This window comes from Gordonia otitidis NBRC 100426, from assembly GCF_000248075.1.
Classification (GTDB): domain Bacteria; phylum Actinomycetota; class Actinomycetes; order Mycobacteriales; family Mycobacteriaceae; genus Gordonia; species Gordonia otitidis.
In genome coordinates, this window is sequence record NZ_BAFB01000184.1 from 20,553 (window position 1) to 37,131 (window position 16,579).

The window sequence follows — 16,579 nt, forward strand, 5'->3', positions numbered from 1 at the left end:
GCCCGTGGAGCAGCTGTCAGGAGACGACGCCGCGCAGCGACGCGTGCTCCGCGTGAAGTCTCACTCTATCCGACCTGCTCGCGCAACGTGGTTTTCGACGCCGCGCGGACGGTCACTACCCCTTCGGTTTCCAGGGCTTCGCGTCGGCGGACTCGCCGGTGCCCGGGATGATCTTCTCGTCCATCTCGATGTAGTCGTCGTCGGCCGCCACGGGGTCCGGGCCACCGGCGTTGTCCATCTGCCCGTCGGCGAGAACGCCCTCGTCCTCGTCGACGCCGTCCGCGTCTGTCGGACCGTCGTCGACCGCCGAGTCCTCCGCCTCTTCGGCGATGCTCTCTTCGATGTCCTCGGCGTCGACCTCTGCCGTATCCCCTGGTGTGGTGTCGGACTCGGAGTCGGATTCCTCGAGGATCTCCGACTCTGTGGTGACACCGTCGGGCCGCGCCGGATCGTCCTCGGGATTCCACGGCTTCGCGTCAGCCGATTCGCCGGTCCCCGGAATGATCTTGGACACGATCTCCTCGTTCTCGTCGAGAACCGGGTCGGGTCCGCCCGCGTTGATCTCCTGACCGTCGGCGAGTTCGGCCTCGTCCTCGTCGACGCCGGACGGGCTGGTGTCGCCCTCGTCGTCGGCCGCGTCCTCGAGGTCCTCCGACACTCCCTCAGCGATCTCCTCCGGGTCGATTCCCTCTGCGGCGCTGCTCATCGAAACCCCTTCGTCGGTGTGATCGCCCGCCGTTTCGGTGGACTCCCCTCCATCTTCCACGGGTTCGTCCTCGACGTGGGTGGCATCGCCGGGTTCGGCCGCGTCGTCGGAGCCGGTCGCAGTGTCGTCGGTGCCGGTTGCAGCGTCGTCGGTGCCGGCTGCAGTGTCGTCGGTGCCGGCTGCAGTGTCGTCGGTGCCGGCTTCGTCGTCGGTGCCGGCTTCGTCGTCGGTGCCGGCTTCGTCGTCGACGGTCTCTTCGCTGGCAGCCGCCACTTCGTCGACGTTCTCTTCGTCGGCAGGCTCCTCGGCAACCGCCACTTTGTCGACGTTCTCTTCGTCGGCAGGCTCCTCGGCGACCGATTCTTCGTCGGCGAAGTCCTCGGCGTCGCCGTCCTCCCGGTCGCCCTTCTTGTGTGCCACGGCCACACCGGCAAGAGCGGCAGCGGCGCCCACCGCGGGAACGGTGGCGCCCGGGGTGCCGTCCGAGTCGTCGCTCTCGTCCGGTCTGAGGTCGGAGGACGAGTCCTCGGGTTCGTCGTCGAAGAAGTGCTCACCGTCGTCTGCGGCGTCGTCATCGTCGTCGTAGAAGTAGGTGCCCGTGTGGCCGAGCGCCTCGAGTTCGGCTGCACGTTCCGGCCAGTAGATCTCGAGGCCCTGTTCCCGCCCCTTCGGCGCGAGGATGAAGTAGATCGCGCCGCACACGATGCCCAGTGCCGCGGTGAACACGTTGATTCGTACACCGGCGATGTGGGTGAAGGCGGGGTCGGAGCGCATCAGCTCGACAGCGAAACGCCCGATGCAGTACCCGACGACGTAGAGGGCGAACAGACGCCCGTGTCCGATGCGGAAGTACCGATCGACGAGAACGAGGACGACGACGATGAGCAGATTCCACAGCAGTTCGTACAGGAACGTGGGATGCACGATCGCGACGACATGACCGTTGGAGACACCGGTGATCAACCCGGGGTCGGCCTGTCCCGATGAGTCGACTCTCTCGTAGATCTTCAGGCCCCAGGGGACGTCGGTGGGCCGGCCGTAGAGCTCCTGGTTGAAGTAGTTGCCGAGCCGCCCGATGGCCTGCGCGAGCAGGATCGGTGGCGCGATGGCGTCAGCGAACGGTGGCAGCCTGATGCCCATTCGCCTGGTGCCGATCCATGCGCCGAGACCGCCGAACAACACAGCGCCCCAGATCCCGAGGCCGCCGTCCCAGATCTTGAGTGCGTCGATCGGGGTCTTGCCGCCGTCGCCGAAGTAGATCTGCCAGTCGGTGAGTACGTGATAGACACGCCCGCCGACCAGGCCGAAGGGCACCGCCCAAATAGCGACGTCGAGGACTTCGCCCGAGACCCCGCCTCGAGCGATCCAGCGGCGATTGCCCCACCAGACGGCCACGATGATGCCGACGATGATGCACAACGCGTAGGCGCGGAGTGGGAACGAACCGATGTACCAGACACCCTGCGGTGGGCTGGGAATGTAGGCGAGCATCGTCGTCGTCGGCGCTGTCACGCTGCCACCCTAACGGACGAGGCGCCCGAGGCGGTCAGAGGTCTGCCCGTGGCTCGCTGACTCCGGCAGCCAGCTCTGTGACGAGATCCGCCAGGTGGTCGCTGCCCGCTTTGGCGGCGGTGACCAGCGCCGAACCGACGATCACACCGTCGGCGTAGCTCGCGATCTGCGACGCCTGTTCGCGGTTACGCACTCCGAGGCCGACTCCGAGGGGGATGTCGGAGTAGGCGCGCACACGCGCGCACAGCTCCGGAGCCGCATCAGAGACCGCGTCACGCGCACCGGTGACGCCCATCGTGGACGCGACGTAGACGAAGCCGCGCGACGCATCGACCGTCAGCGCGATACGCTCAGTCGTCGACGACGGCGCCACGAGGTAGATCCGGTCGAGTTCGTATTCGTCGGACGCCTCATGCCAGGCGGCGCCCTCCTCGGGGATCAGGTTGGGCGTGATCATGCCCGCACCGCCCGCTGCGGAGAGGTCGCGGGCGAACGTGTCGACCCCGTACTGCAGGACGGGATTCCAGTAGCTCATGACCACGGCGTTGCCGCCTGCCGACGTGATGGCGTCGACGGCACGGAACACGTCACGAACGCGTACGCCGTTCGTGAGTGCGAGGTCTGCGGCCTCCTGGATGGTCGGGCCGTCCATGACGGGATCCGAGTACGGCACGCCGACTTCGATGATGTCGCAGCCGGCGCGGACCATCGTCTCGAACGACTCGATGGACTTTTCGACGGTCGGGAAACCGACCGGTAGGTACCCGATCAGTGCGGCACGCCCCTCCGCACGGCACTTCGCGAACACCGGACCGAGCTTCGACGGGCCCGCGTGCAGCGGCGCGGTAGCACTGGATGCATCCGTGGTCATTGCGTCTCCTCGCCGTTGATGCCGGTACTGACGCCGACCTCGTTCTCCGAGGGAGGCGGGTCGAAGAGATGGAACCAGCGTGCCGCGGTGTCGACGTCCTTGTCACCCCGTCCGGACAGGCTGACGAGAACGATCGCGCCTTCACCCAACTCCTTGCCAAGGGTGAGAGCGCCGGAGACGGCGTGCGCCGACTCGATGGCGGGGATGATGCCCTCACGACGACTGAGCAGCGCGAGCGCGTCCATGGCCTCGGTGTCGGTGACCGGCCGGTATTCCGCGCGACCGGTGTCCTTGAGCAGCGCATGCTCCGGACCGACGCCGGGATAGTCCAATCCGGCAGAGATGGAATGCGATTCGATTGTCTGGCCGTCCTCGTCCTGCAACAGATACGAGTACGCGCCCTGGAACGCGCCGGGTGTCCCTCCGGTGAAGGTCGCGGCGTGACGTCCGGTCTCCACGCCGTCTCCCGCTGCCTCGAATCCGACGAGACGTACCTGCGTGTCGTCGAGAAACGGATGGAAGATGCCGATGGCGTTCGACCCGCCGCCGACGCATGCGGCGACGGCGTCGGGCAGACGACCGGCCGCGGTGAGCATCTGCGCGCGCGCCTCGAGTCCGACGATGCGCTGCAGATCCCGCACCATCATCGGGAACGGGTGTGGACCCGCAGCGGTGCCGAAGCAGTAATAGGTGTTGTGCGCGTTGGTGACCCAGTCACGCAGCGCCTCGTTGATCGCGTCTTTCAGTGTCGCAGAGCCGTTGTCGACGGCAACCACCTCTGCACCGAGCAGGCGCATCCGGGCGACGTTGAGTGCCTGCCGGTCGGTGTCGACGCGCCCCATGTAGATGATGCACTCCATGCCGAAGAGCGCACATCCTGTCGCGGTCGCGACACCGTGCTGGCCCGCCCCGGTTTCGGCGATGATGCGGGTCTTGCCCATCCGCTTCGCGAGCAACAATTGCCCGAGCACGTTGTTGATCTTGTGCGAACCGGTGTGATTGAGGTCCTCACGCTTGAGGAAGATCCTTGCGCCACCGGCGTATTCGCTCAGACGTGTCGCCTCGTACAGCGGTGAGGGTCGGCCGACGTAGTCACGCTGCAGCCGGTCGAGCTCCGACAGGAAATCGTCGTCGGTGCGCATCTTCTCGTAGGCGGCGGTGACATCGTCGATGACCGACATCAACGCCTCGGGCACGTGTCGGCCGCCGTAGACGCCGAAGTGTCCGCCTGCGTCCGGCTCCGAGGAGGTACGCGTGCTGACGCCGACACTCGCGGTCGGAAGCTCAGTGCGCAGGTGGTCGTCAGATCGGGATTCGGTGGTCACGGAGCTCTCACAGACATCTCGTCGTCCGTGACACGCAAGTCGACGCTAGATCGAAAGCGGTTGTCAGCGAACGGGTTTCGGACAGGACGGGTGGGTACCGGCGGTCACCAGTTCTGAGACCGCGGTGCGGGGGTCGCCACTGGTCACGAGTCCCTCGCCAACCAGGACGGCGTCGGCGCCGGCCCCGGCGAACGCCAGCAGATCCGCTGTACCGCGCACGCCGGACTCGGCGACGCGGATGGTCTCGGTCGGCAGACCCGGAGCGATCCGGGCGAATGTGTCGCGGTCGACCTCGAGGGTCTTGAGGTTGCGGTTGTTGACACCGATCACCGAGGCGCCTGCTTCCAGTGCACGGTCGGCCTCTTCTTCGGTGTGCACCTCGACGAGTGCGGTCATACCCAGACTCTCGGTGCGATCGAGCAACGCGGCGAGCACATTCTGCTCGAGGGCCGCGACGATCAACAGGATGACGTCGGCGCCGTGTGCTCGTGCCTCGTGGATCTGGTACGGGCCGACGATGAAGTCCTTGCGCAGCACAGGGATGTCGACGCGCGCGCGGACGGCATCGAGATCGGCGAGCGAACCACGGAACCGGCGTTCCTCGGTCAGCACACTGATGATGCGTGCACCACCCGCCTCGTAGGCGGCAGCGAGGTCTGCGGGATCAGCGATGTCGGCGAGTTCGCCCTTGGACGGACTCGCGCGCTTGACCTCTGCGATGACCCCGATTCCGGTCTTGCGCAGCGCAGCCAGCGCATCGCGAGGAGCAGGCGCTGCGGCGGACGCCTTCTTGACGGCCGCGTAGTCGACGACCGCTTCACGTGCGGCGACGTCGGCTTTCACTCCCTCGAGAATCGAGTCGAGGACGGTGGGCGTGCTCACGACAGCTGGCTCCCTTTCTGTTCGTGTTATCAGGGTAGACGGCTGCTGTGGCAGCGGCGGGAGCGGGTGCGACGCGAGTGTCTCGACGGTCTGGTCATCGTTGATCCGTCGGGTCGATTCCGGTGTCGAGAGCGTCCCAGAGCATGCGCTCGTTGGGGGTGTCGGGCTGCTCGGCCGTGCCGTCCGAGGCTGATCGACCATCCGCGTCGGCGGGCTGCCCCGACGCGGCGGTCGAGGTCGACGGGTGCTCGCCGTCGGCCGTGTGCGCCGCCGTGCGTCGTTTGTGCTCTGCGAAGATCTGACGTTCGAGTTCTTCACGTCGCGCTGCGGGGGTCTTGTACTTCGACGACATCCCTGCACCCGAAGCGACGCGCATCAGCAGAACTCCCGCTGCGACGGCACACAGCGAACCAAGCAGGACGACGGCAGCGACCCAGCTGTTCGTGGTCACCAACTGCACGACGTACCTGTCGTTGAGTCCGGCGGCGGTGGCCGCATAGGTGTCGTTGGTGCCGCCCATGACGAGGGAGATCGCCGGGAACGCGGCGAGGACGCCGGCTGCCGCGACGAGGAGTGCCACGATGCGCAGCCCCCACCCGCGTAATGACATCGCCGCCAGGATCGCCGCGAGCAGCACCAAGGCGAGCGGAGTGAGCCATGGACTCCAGTCGCTGCCCTTGACGTCGAATGTGCGTGCAGGCGAGAGTCCGTCGGCGCCGAGCACGTGCGCCCACGTCAACCGCGACGCACCCCAGAAGGCCAGCGCTGCCAGCGCGAGCAACACGGCTCCGAGGACCTTGGTGCGACGCTGCACCCGAGCCCGTTGCTTCTCGATGTCGGCAGGACTCTGATCGAGCGCAGTCTGCTCGGCCGGAAGCTGATCGGCTGCAGTCTGATCGGCCGAAGTCTGATCGGCCGAAGCCTGCTCAGCGCTGTTCGAGTCGGGTTCTTGGGTCGTCATTCGTCACTCTCCACGCCGGCACCCTGCACGCCTTCGCCCTCCACGCCGACCCGACGCATCGTCGTGGCAGCCGCTATCGCGTTGAGCACCGCGGTCGCCTTGTTGCGGGCCTCGTTGTACTCGTAGTCGGATTCGCTATCGGCCACGACCCCGCCACCCGACTGCACGTACGCGATGCCCTTTCGCATCAACGCGGTGCGGATCGCGATGGCGGTATCGGCGTTTCCCGCGAAGTCGAGGTAGCCCACGATGCCGCCGTAGAGGCCGCGGCGCGTCTTCTCGTTGGCCTCGATCAGTTCCATCGCACGCACCTTGGGCGCGCCGGTGAGCGTCCCCGCCGGGAAGCACGCGGTCACCGCGTCGAGCGCCTGCTTGTCGTCGCGAAGCGTCCCCGACACCGTCGACACCAGGTGCATGACGTGGCTGTAGCGCTCGATGTGCCGGTAGTCGCTGACCTTGACCGTGCCCGGTGCACAGACGCGTCCGAGGTCGTTTCGGCCGAGGTCGACGAGCATCAGATGCTCTGCGTTCTCCTTCTCGTCCTCGGTGAGTTCCTTGCCGAGGAGTTGATCTTCCTCCTCGGTGGCTCCGCGCCATCGGGTACCCGCGATCGGATGTGTCGTCGCGACGCGGTCGGTGACCGTGACCAGCGCCTCGGGACTCGATCCGACGATCGTGAACGGTTTGCGCGGACTGCCACTGTCGTCGGTGCCGACGCCGGGCATCCGTAGGAGATACATGTAGGGACTCGGATTGGAGGCCCGCAGGATGCGGTACACGTCGAGCGGATCGGCGTCGGTGTCGATCTCGAATCGCATCGACGGCACCACCTGGAATGCCTCACCCGCCTCGATCTCACGTACGAGTCCTGTCACGATCTCGCCGTACTCCTCGCGGCTGCGCTGCACCCGGAAGTGGGGTGTCGGCCTGTCGAACCGTGACACGGTCGATGGTGCAGGCGCAGCGAGGGCTCGGGTCATCGTGTCGAGGCGGGCGACGGCGTCGGCGTAGGCCTCCTCGACACGTTCGGCACTGCCGTCCCAGTTCACCGCGTTGGCGATGAGCGTGATGGTGCCCTCGTGGTGATCGACCGCGGCGAGGTCGGTGGCGAGCAGCATCATCAGGTCGGGCAGGCCGAGATCGTCGACGGTGCTCTCGGGGAGTCGCTCTAGTCTGCGCACCATGTCGTAGGCCATGAATCCCACGAAACCGCCGGTCAGCGGGGGCATGTCGGGCAGCGGATCTGTCGCGAGCAACCGGAGTGACTCGGCCAGGACGGTGAGTGGATCGCCGTCGACAGGTGCACCGGCGGGCACCGTGCCCCACCACGCGGCCTTGCCGTCGACAACCGTGAGTGCGGATGGCGCACCGACACCGATGAACGACCACCGCGACCACGACCGACCGTTCTCCGCGGACTCGAGCAGGAAGGTACCCTCACGCTCCGCTGCGAGTTTCCGGTACGCCGACAGTGGGGTCTCGGAATCGGCGAGCACCTTGCGGGTCACCGGGACGACGCGATGGTCGGAGGCGAGGTCGAGGAATTCCGCGAGCGTGGTGGTGTCGGCGCTCGTGTCCGACTGCGCGTGGTGGTGCGGGTCGGCGTCGGTCGTCGCCGGGAGCGTGTGTTCGCCGCTCATCCCAGCGGCTCGCCGCCGACGCCCCACTGCGAACGCGGCACCTCGGTGATCGTGACCCAGACCGAATCCGGGTTCTTCCCGGTGGCCTTGGCGTACGCCTCGGTCACCGCAGCAATGGTCTCGCGCTTGACCCGATCGGACAGGCCGGGGGTCTGGGAGATCTGAATCAGTGGCATGACTGCGTCACCGCCTTCGGTCGATCGAGCCGCACGGCGTCGGGGCTGCGCAGTGTCTCGGTCTGCGCACCGCGACGGTGCGGTTCTGTGTGCGAGTTCATTTCCCCGACGATTGTCCCAGGCATCAACTCGACGCCGCGCCCGCCCCGTCTACGGCTTCGTCGTGGTCGTGATCGTGGTCGTCGTCGACGGCGAAGGGCAGCGACGCCGTGTCGAAACAGCTGTGATTGCCCGTGTGACATGCAGCGCCAACCTGATCGACCACCAGCAGCACGGTGTCGCCGTCGCAGTCGAGGCGCGCGTCGTGCACGTACTGGGTGTGTCCGCTGGTGTCGCCCTTCACCCAGTACTCCTGCCGCGACCGCGAGTAGTAGGTGGCGCGTCGGGTGGCGAGGGTGCGCTCGAGGGCCGTGTCGTCCATCCACGCGACCATCAGGACCTGGCCGGTCGAGCGTTCCTGTGCGACCGCTGCGAAGAGTCCGTCGTCGTTGCGTTTGAGCTGTGCCGTCAGTTCCGGCGGGAGAGCCATGTGATCACACCTGTCCTTCCGTGTCCCGCTCGGTGCGGACGACGATGCCTTCGGCAGCCATCGCACCCTTGACCTCGGGGATCGTGAGTTCACCGAAGTGGAAGACCGACGCGGCCAGGACCGCATCTGCTCCAGCTTTCACCGCGGGAGCGAAGTCGCCGACCGCTCCGGCGCCACCGCTGGCGATCACCGGAACGTCGACCACGGCGCGGACGGCAGCCAACATCCGCAGATCGAAGCCCTGCTTGGTGCCGTCGGCGTCCATGGAGTTGAGCAGGATCTCGCCGACGCCGAGTTCCTGTCCGCGACGTGCCCATTCGACGGCATCGATGCCGGTGCCCTTGCGCCCGCCGTGCGTGGTCACCTCCCACCCCGATGGGGTCTGCTCGGCGTCGCGTGGCACGGTGCGTGCGTCAACGGACAGGACGATGCACTGCGATCCGAAACGCCGACTCATCTCGGCGAGTACGTCGGGGCGATTGATCGCGGCGGTGTTCACACTCACCTTGTCGGCGCCGGCCCGCAGCAGGGCGTCGACGTCGTCGACGGTGCGGATTCCACCTCCGACGGTCAGCGGGATGAAGATCGCGTCGGCGGTGCGGTGCACCACGTCGATCATCGTGGCGCGACCAGAGCTCGACGCGGTGACGTCGAGGAATGTGAGTTCGTCTGCGCCTTCGGCGTCGTAGCGTGCGGCGAGTTCGACGGGGTCGCCCGCGTCGCGGAGGTTCTGGAAGTTGACGCCCTTGACGACACGCCCGTCGTCCACATCGAGGCAGGGAATCACTCGGGTCGCGAGGGTCATCGGGAAGTCCTCTCGTCGCCGACGACCTCGTCGATCACGGCCATCAGTTCACGGTGCACGTCGGGCATGGCGGTCACCAACGACGGCGACGTCACCGTCCACGGGTTTCCTGCGAGGTCGGTCGCCACGCCCCCGGCGGCGCGGACGAGTGCGGCACCGGCCGCGTTGTCCCAGGCGTGCGCGCCGAAAGCTATTGCCGCACCGAATATTCCAGCAGCAACATAGGCCATGTCGACGCCCGTGCTGCCGGTCATGCGCAACCGTGCCGCGCGCACGCTCAGCGCTTCGAGCAACTGCGCACGGCGTGCACCCGGGTACCGTCCGCCGTGGCTGACGTTGAACGGCCCGAACGCTACGGCGGTCTGTGCGAGTGCGCTCGCCGGAGGTGGCCCCGTCGGCACCCCGTTGCAGTACAGCGGCCCTCCGACATGGCCCGCGTACCGGGTCCCGGTCAATGGCAGCCAGGTGAGTCCGAGAGTCGCCTCTCCGTCGATGAGCAACCCGAGAAGAATGCCTGTCAGTGGCATTCCGGTCGAATAGTTGTAGGTGCCGTCCACGGGGTCGAGCACCCAGATGGCCCCGTCGGTGACGGGTGGGCCGCCGAATTCCTCGCCGTGCACGGCGATTCCGGTGCGTTCGGTGAGCTCTCGGCGGATGCGCTGTTCGAGGTCGAGATCGACCTGGGTCGCGAAGTCGGTTCCGCCCTTCGCAACGGCGCTCGGAGCGCCGAGTCCTGTCACGAACTCCGCGGACACGCCGTCGAGAATGCTGCCCGCCACCTCGAGAAGTGAGGGCAGATCACGTCCGGACGGCGTTGTCACAGGTTACCGACCGCCGCCAGTGCATCGGGAAGTGTGAAGCGTTCCGCGTAGAGCGCCTTGCCGACGATCGCACCCTCGACGCCCTTGTCGACCAGGCTGGCAATCGCGATCAGGTCGCCGAGCGCCGACACTCCGCCCGAGGCGACAACGGGAGCGTCGGTGGCCTTGGTGACCTCGGAGAGCAGGTCGAGGTTCGGTCCGCCGAGAGTGCCGTCCTTGCTGACGTCGGTGACGACGTAGCGTGCACATCCGTCCCCGTCGAGTCGAGCCAGGACCTCCCACAGGTCGCCACCGTCGGTGACCCAGCCCCGACCGCGCAGACGGTAGGAATCGCCCTCGGCGATGACGTCGAGTCCCACGGCGATGCGGTCGCCGTAGGTGGCGATCGCACGCCTGCACCATTCGGGATTCTCGAGTGCTGCGGTGCCCAGATTGACGCGGGTGCACCCCGTCGACAGTGCAGCCTCGAGCGACTCGTCGTCACGGATACCACCCGACAACTCGACCTTCACGTCGAGTTCCCCGACCACCCCGGCGAGCAGCTCCCGATTGTTGCCGCGGCCGAAGGCGGCGTCGAGATCGACGAGGTGGATCCACTCCGCGCCGTCACCCTGCCAGGCCAACGCGGCCTCACGTGGCGAGCCGTAGGCGGTCTCGGTACCTGCCGCGCCGCGGACGAGCCGGACGGCCTGCCCGTCGGCAACGTCGACCGCTGGGAGTAGTTCGAGCGTCTTCCCCATGCCGTGGTGTCTTCTTTCTCTCATCTGTCGTCGTCGTGTGTCGTGTCTTGTCGTCGGCGTGCGCGTTTCGTCTGTCGTGTGCGTCGTGGTGTGCTCGCCTGCAGTGCGACCTCTCGCCCGACAGCGGGTCAAGGATTCGAGATGCCCTCGTCCAGATCACGGACCCTGCGCTCGTAGGAGCCGATGATCCGCCGTGCTATCCAGCCGATCACCGCGATCATGGCGATCACCACGATCAGCGCTGCGACGAGACCTGCCACCGGTGACCAGTGTGCCAGCGCCAGGATGATGGGCGTACCGACCACCAGCACCAACACACCCGACCCCAACACGAGCGTCACGAATCGCCCGTAGGAGAAGTGCGGCCGTTGCGGTGTTCCGCCTGATCCGGTCATCCGATACTCCCCACCCAGTTACGGAGCAACTCGGCACCCGCGTCCCCGGATTTCTCCGGATGGAACTGGGTGGCACTGAGCGCGCCGTTCTCGACCGCCGCCAGAAACCGACTCCCGTGCTGCGCCCAGGTCAGTATCGGGGCGGCCAGGGGCGATCCGACGTTGTCCATCTCCCAGGACTGTGCCGCGTACGAGTGCACGAAGTAGAAGCGGGTGTCCGCGTCGATCCCGGTGAAGAGCGTGGAGTCGGCGGGTGCCTCGACGGTGTTCCATCCCATGTGCGGCAGGACGGGGGCGTCGAGTCGCGACACCGTGCCCGGCCACTCGCCGCAACCGTCGGCTTCCACACCGAACTCGACGCCGCGCTCGAACAGGATCTGCATGCCGACGCAGATGCCGAGAACCGGACGTCCACCCGCGAGACGCCTGCCGATGATCCGATCGCCCTTCACCGCGCGCAGCCCTTCCATACAGGCGGCGAACGCACCGACACCGGGCACGACGAGCCCCTCGGCCTCGAGCGCGGTCGTGAAGTCGCTCGTCACGGTGACGTCGGCGCCCGTGCGTTCCAGCGCACGCTGCGCCGAGCGGAGATTGCCCGACCCGTAGTCGAGAACGACGACGTTCCGCGCGCTCATTGGGCCGCTCCCGGGTTCGCCGCGATCACAGTGCTCCCTTGGTGGACGGCACTCCACTCACTCTCGGGTCGGCTTCGGTGGCAGCGCGCAGTGCGCGGGCGACGGCCTTGAACTCCGCCTCGGTGATGTGGTGTTGGTCGCGGCCGTACAGCACCCGGACGTGCAGCGCGATACGCGCATTGAGCGCAATGGATTCGAAGACGTGTCGATTGATGACCGTCGAATACGGGACACCTGGGTAGCCCCCGATCACCGCCGTCAGCATGTGTTCGGGTTCGCCGGTGTGCACACAGTAGGGCCGGCCGGAGACGTCGACGACGGCGTGGGCAAGTGTCTCGTCCATCGGGATGTACGAGTCACCGAAGCGTCGAATGCCCTTCTTGTCGCCGAGTGCCTGACCGAGCGCCTGCCCGAGCACGATCGCGGTGTCCTCGATGGTGTGGTGTCCCTCGACCTCGATGTCACCCTTCGCCTCGACCGTGAGATCGAAGCTGCCGTGCGCACCGAATGCCGTCAGCATGTGGTCGAAGAACGGGATGCCCGTCGAGATGGCGGTCGTGCCGGTGCCGTCGAGATTGAGTTCGACGACGATCGACGACTCCTTCGTCGTGCGTTCGACGCGCGCGATCCGCGGTGCCGGGGTGGTCACTGTGTGTTCTCCAGATCTGTGGTGGCAAGTCTTCTGCTGACGTCGAGGAACGCGTCGTTCTCCTCGACCAAACCGATCGTGACACGCAGGTGCCCGGGAATTCCGACATCGCGGATCAACACGCCGTCGTCGAGGTACCGCTGCCACGAGGCCGGGGCGTCGGCGAAGCGTCCGAAGAGCACGAAGTTCGCGTCGGAGTCCACGACGTCGAAACCGGCTTTCTCCAGTTCGGCGACAACACGTTTGCGCTCGGCGATGATCTCGGCGACCCCGCCGAGTGTTTCTTCACTGTGGCGGAGGGCCGCACGCGCCGCGGCTTGTGTCAGCACCGAGAGGTGATACGGCAGACGCACCAACTGCAGCGCGTCGACGATCGCGGGAGACGCCGCGAGATACCCCAGCCGCCCGCCCGCGAAGGCGAACGCCTTGCTCATGGTCCGGCTGACCACGACCTTCGCCGGAAACTCGTCGATCAGCTCCACCGCACTGGGCTGTTCGGAGAACTCTCCGTATGCCTCGTCGACGATCACGATGCCCGGAGCGGCGTCGACGATTGCACGCAGTCCCTCGTTCGGGATCGACGCGCCGGTCGGGTTGTTGGGCGACGTCACGAAGACGACGTCGGGGCGTCGCGCGGTGATCTCCCCAACCGCGTGGTCGATATCGAGGGAGAAGTCGGCGTTCCGTTTCGCCTCGAGCCAGGTGGTGTCGGTGCCGTCGGAGATGATCGGGTGCATCGAGTAGCTGGGCACGAAGCCGACCGCGCTACGGCCAGGACCGCCGAAGGCCATCAGGAGCTGCTGCAGGATCTCGTTGGAACCGTTTGCCGCCCAAAGGTTCTCGACGCCGAGATACGTACCGGTCGCTGCCGTCAGGTACGCGGCGAGATCGGTACGCAGGGCCACGGCGTCGCGGTCGGGGTAACGGTGCAGATCAGCTGCAGCCGCCCTGGCGGCTTCGGCGACGTCGGCGATCAGCTCGGCCGAGGGCGGGTGTGGGTTCTCGTTGGTGTTGAGAACGACCGGAACCTTCAGTTGCGGTGCACCGTAAGCGGTTTTGCCACGCAGATTGTCGCGGATCGGGAGATCATCGACCGTCACCGAGGTGCCCGGGATCGACGCGCTGGGGGCGTTCGTGGGCGTCACTTCGTTGCCTCGACGCCGCCTGCGGCGAATCGACGGGTGATTGCATCACCGTGCGCCGGGAGGTCTTCGGCCTGAGCGAGGGTGACGACCTGTGCGGAGACGTCTCGAAGGGCGTCCTCGTCGTAGTCGATGACGTGCACGCCGCGAAGGAAGGTCTGCACCGACAGCCCCGATGCGAAGCGTGCCGAACCCGACGTCGGCAGAACGTGATTCGAGCCGGCGCAGTAGTCGCCGAGACTGACCGGCGCGAAATCACCGACGAAGATGGCACCGGCGTTGTGCACGCGGTCGGCCACACGCGCCGCATCGCGGGTCTGTATCTCGAGGTGTTCGGCCGCGTAGGCGTCGACCACGGCGAGGCCTGCGTCGATGTCGTCGACCAACACGACGCCCGACTGCTTGCCGCTGAGTGCGGTGGTGACGCGTTCGCGGTGTTTGGTTTCGGACACCTGGCGATCGAGCTCTGCGTCGACGGCGTCGGCGAGTTCGACGCTGTCGGTCACCAGCACCGAGGCCGCGAGAACGTCGTGCTCGGCCTGACTGATGAGGTCGGCTGCGACGAAGGACGCGTTGGCAGTGTTGTCGGCGAGTATGGCGATCTCGGTGGGACCAGCCTCGGCGTCGATGCCGACGAGTCCGCGGCACAGGCGCTTGGCTGCCGTGACATAGATGTTTCCGGGACCGGTGATGAGGTCGACGGGGTCGAGAACGGCACCGTCTGTGTCGACGCCACCGTAGGTCAGCAGCGCCACACCCTGCGCGCCGCCGACCGCCCACACCTCGTCGACGCCGAGAAGAGCACACGCCGCAAGGATGGTCGGGTGTGGCCATCCCCCGAAGTCCTTCTGCGGAGGCGATGCGACGACGAGTGAGCCGACACCGGCTTCCTGGGCGGGCACGACGTTCATGATCACCGAGGACGGATAGACCGCGTTGCCGCCGGGGACATAAAGGCCGACACGACGAACAGGAATCCACTTCTCGCTGACCGCTCCCCCGTCGACGACCTGCGTGCGGGTCGTCGTGCGCCGCTGATCGGCGTGCACGAGGCGGGCGCGAGTGATCGATTCGCGGAGCGCGTCGGCGACGGCGGGATCGAGCTGTTCGAGGGCATCGGAGATCACGGCCGCGGGGACCCGAACGCTCGACGGACGCACGCCGTCGAACTTCTCGCCATACTCCAGTGCCGCCTCGACGCCGCGGTCGGCGATCGCATGCACCACCGGCGCCACCGTGTCCAGAACGGCGTTGACGTCGGTGCCCCCACGGGGCAACGCGCGACGCAGCTCAGCGAGCGTCGGCGAGCTACCGCGTAGGTCGGTTCGGGCGAGCATGGGTGTCTCCTGATCGGTCGGGTTTACCTGTCAAGGATATGTGTCGGCACCACTGCTTTCCGAATGCGGTCCGCCCGGCCTCGGGTGACGCGACCCTCGCAGGGCCACCGCGCAGTCCCTCTCACAGCGCTCGAATCCCGGAGGAGCAGCCGGGCTGCCGGTTTTCGAGCCTCCCCACTGGCGTGGATCCCCGAGCGACCCTGCCGCTGCGGCCGGGCCGCATACGACAACAAAACGACTACTCAGAACTCCGCGCTCGAACGCGCCGACACCGCCGTGCACCACGCCGAAAGCCCACAGCGGACAACAGATTTCACGTCTGCTCAGCCAGCCACTGACCCACCGCCGCCATCACGCTGACGCATGAGGTCTTTTCAGCTGATGACCTACTCGACCGGCCGGCGTGCGGTCATGTCGGCAACTGTCGCACCGATGAGAACGAGACCGAATCCAGCCAACGCTACAACCAGCCACGTCGGAAGCGGTACGAGGAAAATGATCACGAGCACCGCGATGGCAACAAAGAGCAGACGAGCCGCGGCGCCGAGCGGATGCGTTCGCATACCCACCAGGCTAACGCCGAGATCGACGGGATGGAGAGATTGACGGGATGACGAACGCACGCCCGCCGGTCACACAAGGTCGGTTCCATCCAGCTCCTGGTAGCGCGTCACCGATGTCCGCACAGGTTGCGGCGGAACATGTCGGTGGCGTCGACTAGTGTAGAACACACATTCGATCAAGGCGATCCAGAGGGTGGGGGTGACACGACATGAGTAGCGCGCACGACAGCGGCAACGACGGTTCGGGCGTCGATGAAACGTCGTATGCACCAGCCCTGTTGGATGCTGCTGGGTTGGGTTCTGCGGTGGCGGGGTCGGCGGATGCTCGGGTGGCGGATGTGTTGTCGCGGTTGGCGTCGGTGGTGGATGAGTTGGCGGGCTGTGATGTGTCGCAGTTGTCGGATGCGGGTGTGGTGGAGGCGGCCGCGGTGGCTGAGCGGTTGGCGCGGCGGACGGCGGCGGCGGTGACTGATCGGTTGGTGGTGGAGGCGTCGGATCGCAATCTGCCACACGCGTTGGGGTATCGGGATGTGCGTGGGTTTCTGGCGGATCGGTTGAGGGTGGGTGATCCAGCGATCCGCTCGCAGATCATCACCGCGACCGGCTCGTTCACCTCGATTGTGGGTGAGAAAGGCGATCCGCAGTGTCCGACGTTGGCGCGTCACTGGGGGCAGGGGCTGATTGCACCCGCTCGCGCACGGGCAGTGCTCGAAGTACTCGATCAGATCCCGCATCAGATCCCGGCCAACGTGCGCGCGGCAGCCGAAGCGCAGATGGCCGGCTATGGGCTCGACTTCACGCCGAAAGAGATCACCAATCTGGGTACCCGGTTGATGGCGCATCTGGATCCCGACGGGACGGTCACCGACGACACCGACCGCAAACGG

Annotated in this window: 18 protein-coding genes; 1 reads left to right on the forward strand and 17 read right to left on the reverse strand. The window is 66.8% G+C overall.

All coding sequences use genetic code 11. The annotated features are described in order from the left end of the window. Positions 1–115: 115 nt before the first annotated feature. From lgt to GOOTI_RS26200, 17 genes are all read right to left on the reverse strand, one after another. Entirely contained in the window at positions 116–2,197 is a 2,082-nt protein-coding gene (gene lgt / locus GOOTI_RS17945; protein WP_007240037.1) for a prolipoprotein diacylglyceryl transferase, read from the reverse strand. Positions 2,198–2,252: 55 nt separating this feature from the next. Then, positions 2,253–3,089, reverse strand: a complete 837-nt coding sequence (gene trpA / locus GOOTI_RS17950; protein ID WP_007240038.1) for a tryptophan synthase subunit alpha — start codon at positions 3,087–3,089, stop codon at positions 2,253–2,255. After that, positions 3,086–4,414, reverse strand: coding sequence for a tryptophan synthase subunit beta (gene trpB / locus GOOTI_RS17955; protein WP_007240039.1), 1,329 nt, complete (start codon positions 4,412–4,414; stop codon positions 3,086–3,088). The genes trpA and trpB overlap by 4 nt, the downstream gene beginning before the upstream one ends. Positions 4,415–4,477: 63 nt before the next feature. Beyond that, positions 4,478–5,296: an indole-3-glycerol phosphate synthase TrpC gene (gene trpC / locus GOOTI_RS17960; protein ID WP_039994307.1), complete on the reverse strand. Its 819-nt coding sequence runs from the start codon at positions 5,294–5,296 to the stop codon at positions 4,478–4,480. Between the two features lie 94 nt (positions 5,297–5,390). Then, the gene (locus tag GOOTI_RS17965; protein ID WP_007240041.1) at positions 5,391–6,257 is read right to left on the reverse strand and encodes a TIGR02234 family membrane protein; all 867 of its coding nucleotides are present in this window, start codon (positions 6,255–6,257) and stop codon (positions 5,391–5,393) included. Further along, on the reverse strand, positions 6,254–7,897 hold the full coding sequence (locus tag GOOTI_RS17970) for an anthranilate synthase component I (RefSeq protein ID WP_007240042.1): 1,644 nt from the start codon (positions 7,895–7,897) through the stop codon (positions 6,254–6,256). The genes GOOTI_RS17965 and GOOTI_RS17970 overlap by 4 nt, the downstream gene beginning before the upstream one ends. After that, positions 7,894–8,073, reverse strand: coding sequence for a tautomerase family protein (locus GOOTI_RS17975; protein WP_005179191.1), 180 nt, complete (start codon positions 8,071–8,073; stop codon positions 7,894–7,896). Before GOOTI_RS17975 ends, GOOTI_RS17970 begins: the two co-directional genes overlap by 4 nt. A 124-nt stretch (positions 8,074–8,197) precedes the next feature. Then, positions 8,198–8,602 (reverse strand): phosphoribosyl-AMP cyclohydrolase, encoded by a 405-nt coding sequence (gene hisI, locus GOOTI_RS17980; RefSeq protein WP_007240043.1) that lies wholly within the window; start codon positions 8,600–8,602, stop codon positions 8,198–8,200. A gap of 4 nt (positions 8,603–8,606) precedes the next feature. Beyond that, positions 8,607–9,407: an imidazole glycerol phosphate synthase subunit HisF gene (hisF, locus tag GOOTI_RS17985; protein WP_007240044.1), complete on the reverse strand. Its 801-nt coding sequence runs from the start codon at positions 9,405–9,407 to the stop codon at positions 8,607–8,609. Beyond that, positions 9,404–10,228 (reverse strand): inositol monophosphatase family protein, encoded by an 825-nt coding sequence (locus tag GOOTI_RS17990; RefSeq protein WP_007240045.1) that lies wholly within the window; start codon positions 10,226–10,228, stop codon positions 9,404–9,406. Before GOOTI_RS17990 ends, hisF begins: the two co-directional genes overlap by 4 nt. Then, positions 10,225–10,968, reverse strand: a complete 744-nt coding sequence (gene priA, locus GOOTI_RS17995; protein ID WP_007240046.1) for a bifunctional 1-(5-phosphoribosyl)-5-((5-phosphoribosylamino)methylideneamino)imidazole-4-carboxamide isomerase/phosphoribosylanthranilate isomerase PriA — start codon at positions 10,966–10,968, stop codon at positions 10,225–10,227. The genes GOOTI_RS17990 and priA overlap by 4 nt, the downstream gene beginning before the upstream one ends. 128 nt (positions 10,969–11,096) lie before the next feature. After that, entirely contained in the window at positions 11,097–11,363 is a 267-nt protein-coding gene (locus tag GOOTI_RS18000) for a hypothetical protein (RefSeq protein ID WP_007240047.1), read from the reverse strand. After that, positions 11,360–12,001 (reverse strand): imidazole glycerol phosphate synthase subunit HisH, encoded by a 642-nt coding sequence (hisH, locus tag GOOTI_RS18005; RefSeq protein WP_007240048.1) that lies wholly within the window; start codon positions 11,999–12,001, stop codon positions 11,360–11,362. The genes GOOTI_RS18000 and hisH overlap by 4 nt, the downstream gene beginning before the upstream one ends. 25 nt (positions 12,002–12,026) lie before the next feature. Continuing rightward, a complete protein-coding gene (gene hisB / locus GOOTI_RS18010; protein WP_007240049.1) occupies positions 12,027–12,650 on the reverse strand; it encodes an imidazoleglycerol-phosphate dehydratase HisB in 624 nt (207 codons plus the stop codon). Further along, positions 12,647–13,795 carry a histidinol-phosphate transaminase gene (locus GOOTI_RS18015; protein WP_007240050.1) on the reverse strand — a complete coding sequence of 383 codons (1,149 nt, stop codon included), beginning with the start codon at positions 13,793–13,795 and terminating at the stop codon, positions 12,647–12,649. Before GOOTI_RS18015 ends, hisB begins: the two co-directional genes overlap by 4 nt. Beyond that, positions 13,792–15,129, reverse strand: a complete 1,338-nt coding sequence (gene hisD / locus GOOTI_RS18020) for a histidinol dehydrogenase (protein ID WP_007240051.1) — start codon at positions 15,127–15,129, stop codon at positions 13,792–13,794. Before hisD ends, GOOTI_RS18015 begins: the two co-directional genes overlap by 4 nt. A 386-nt stretch (positions 15,130–15,515) precedes the next feature. Further along, positions 15,516–15,692, reverse strand: a complete 177-nt coding sequence (locus tag GOOTI_RS26200) for a hypothetical protein (RefSeq protein WP_169315825.1) — start codon at positions 15,690–15,692, stop codon at positions 15,516–15,518. Positions 15,693–15,901: 209 nt separating this feature from the next. Here GOOTI_RS26200 and GOOTI_RS18025 point away from each other — a divergent pair. Next, positions 15,902–16,579 (forward strand): DUF222 domain-containing protein (locus tag GOOTI_RS18025; RefSeq protein WP_007240052.1); only part of this gene is annotated, 678 nt, incomplete at its 3' end.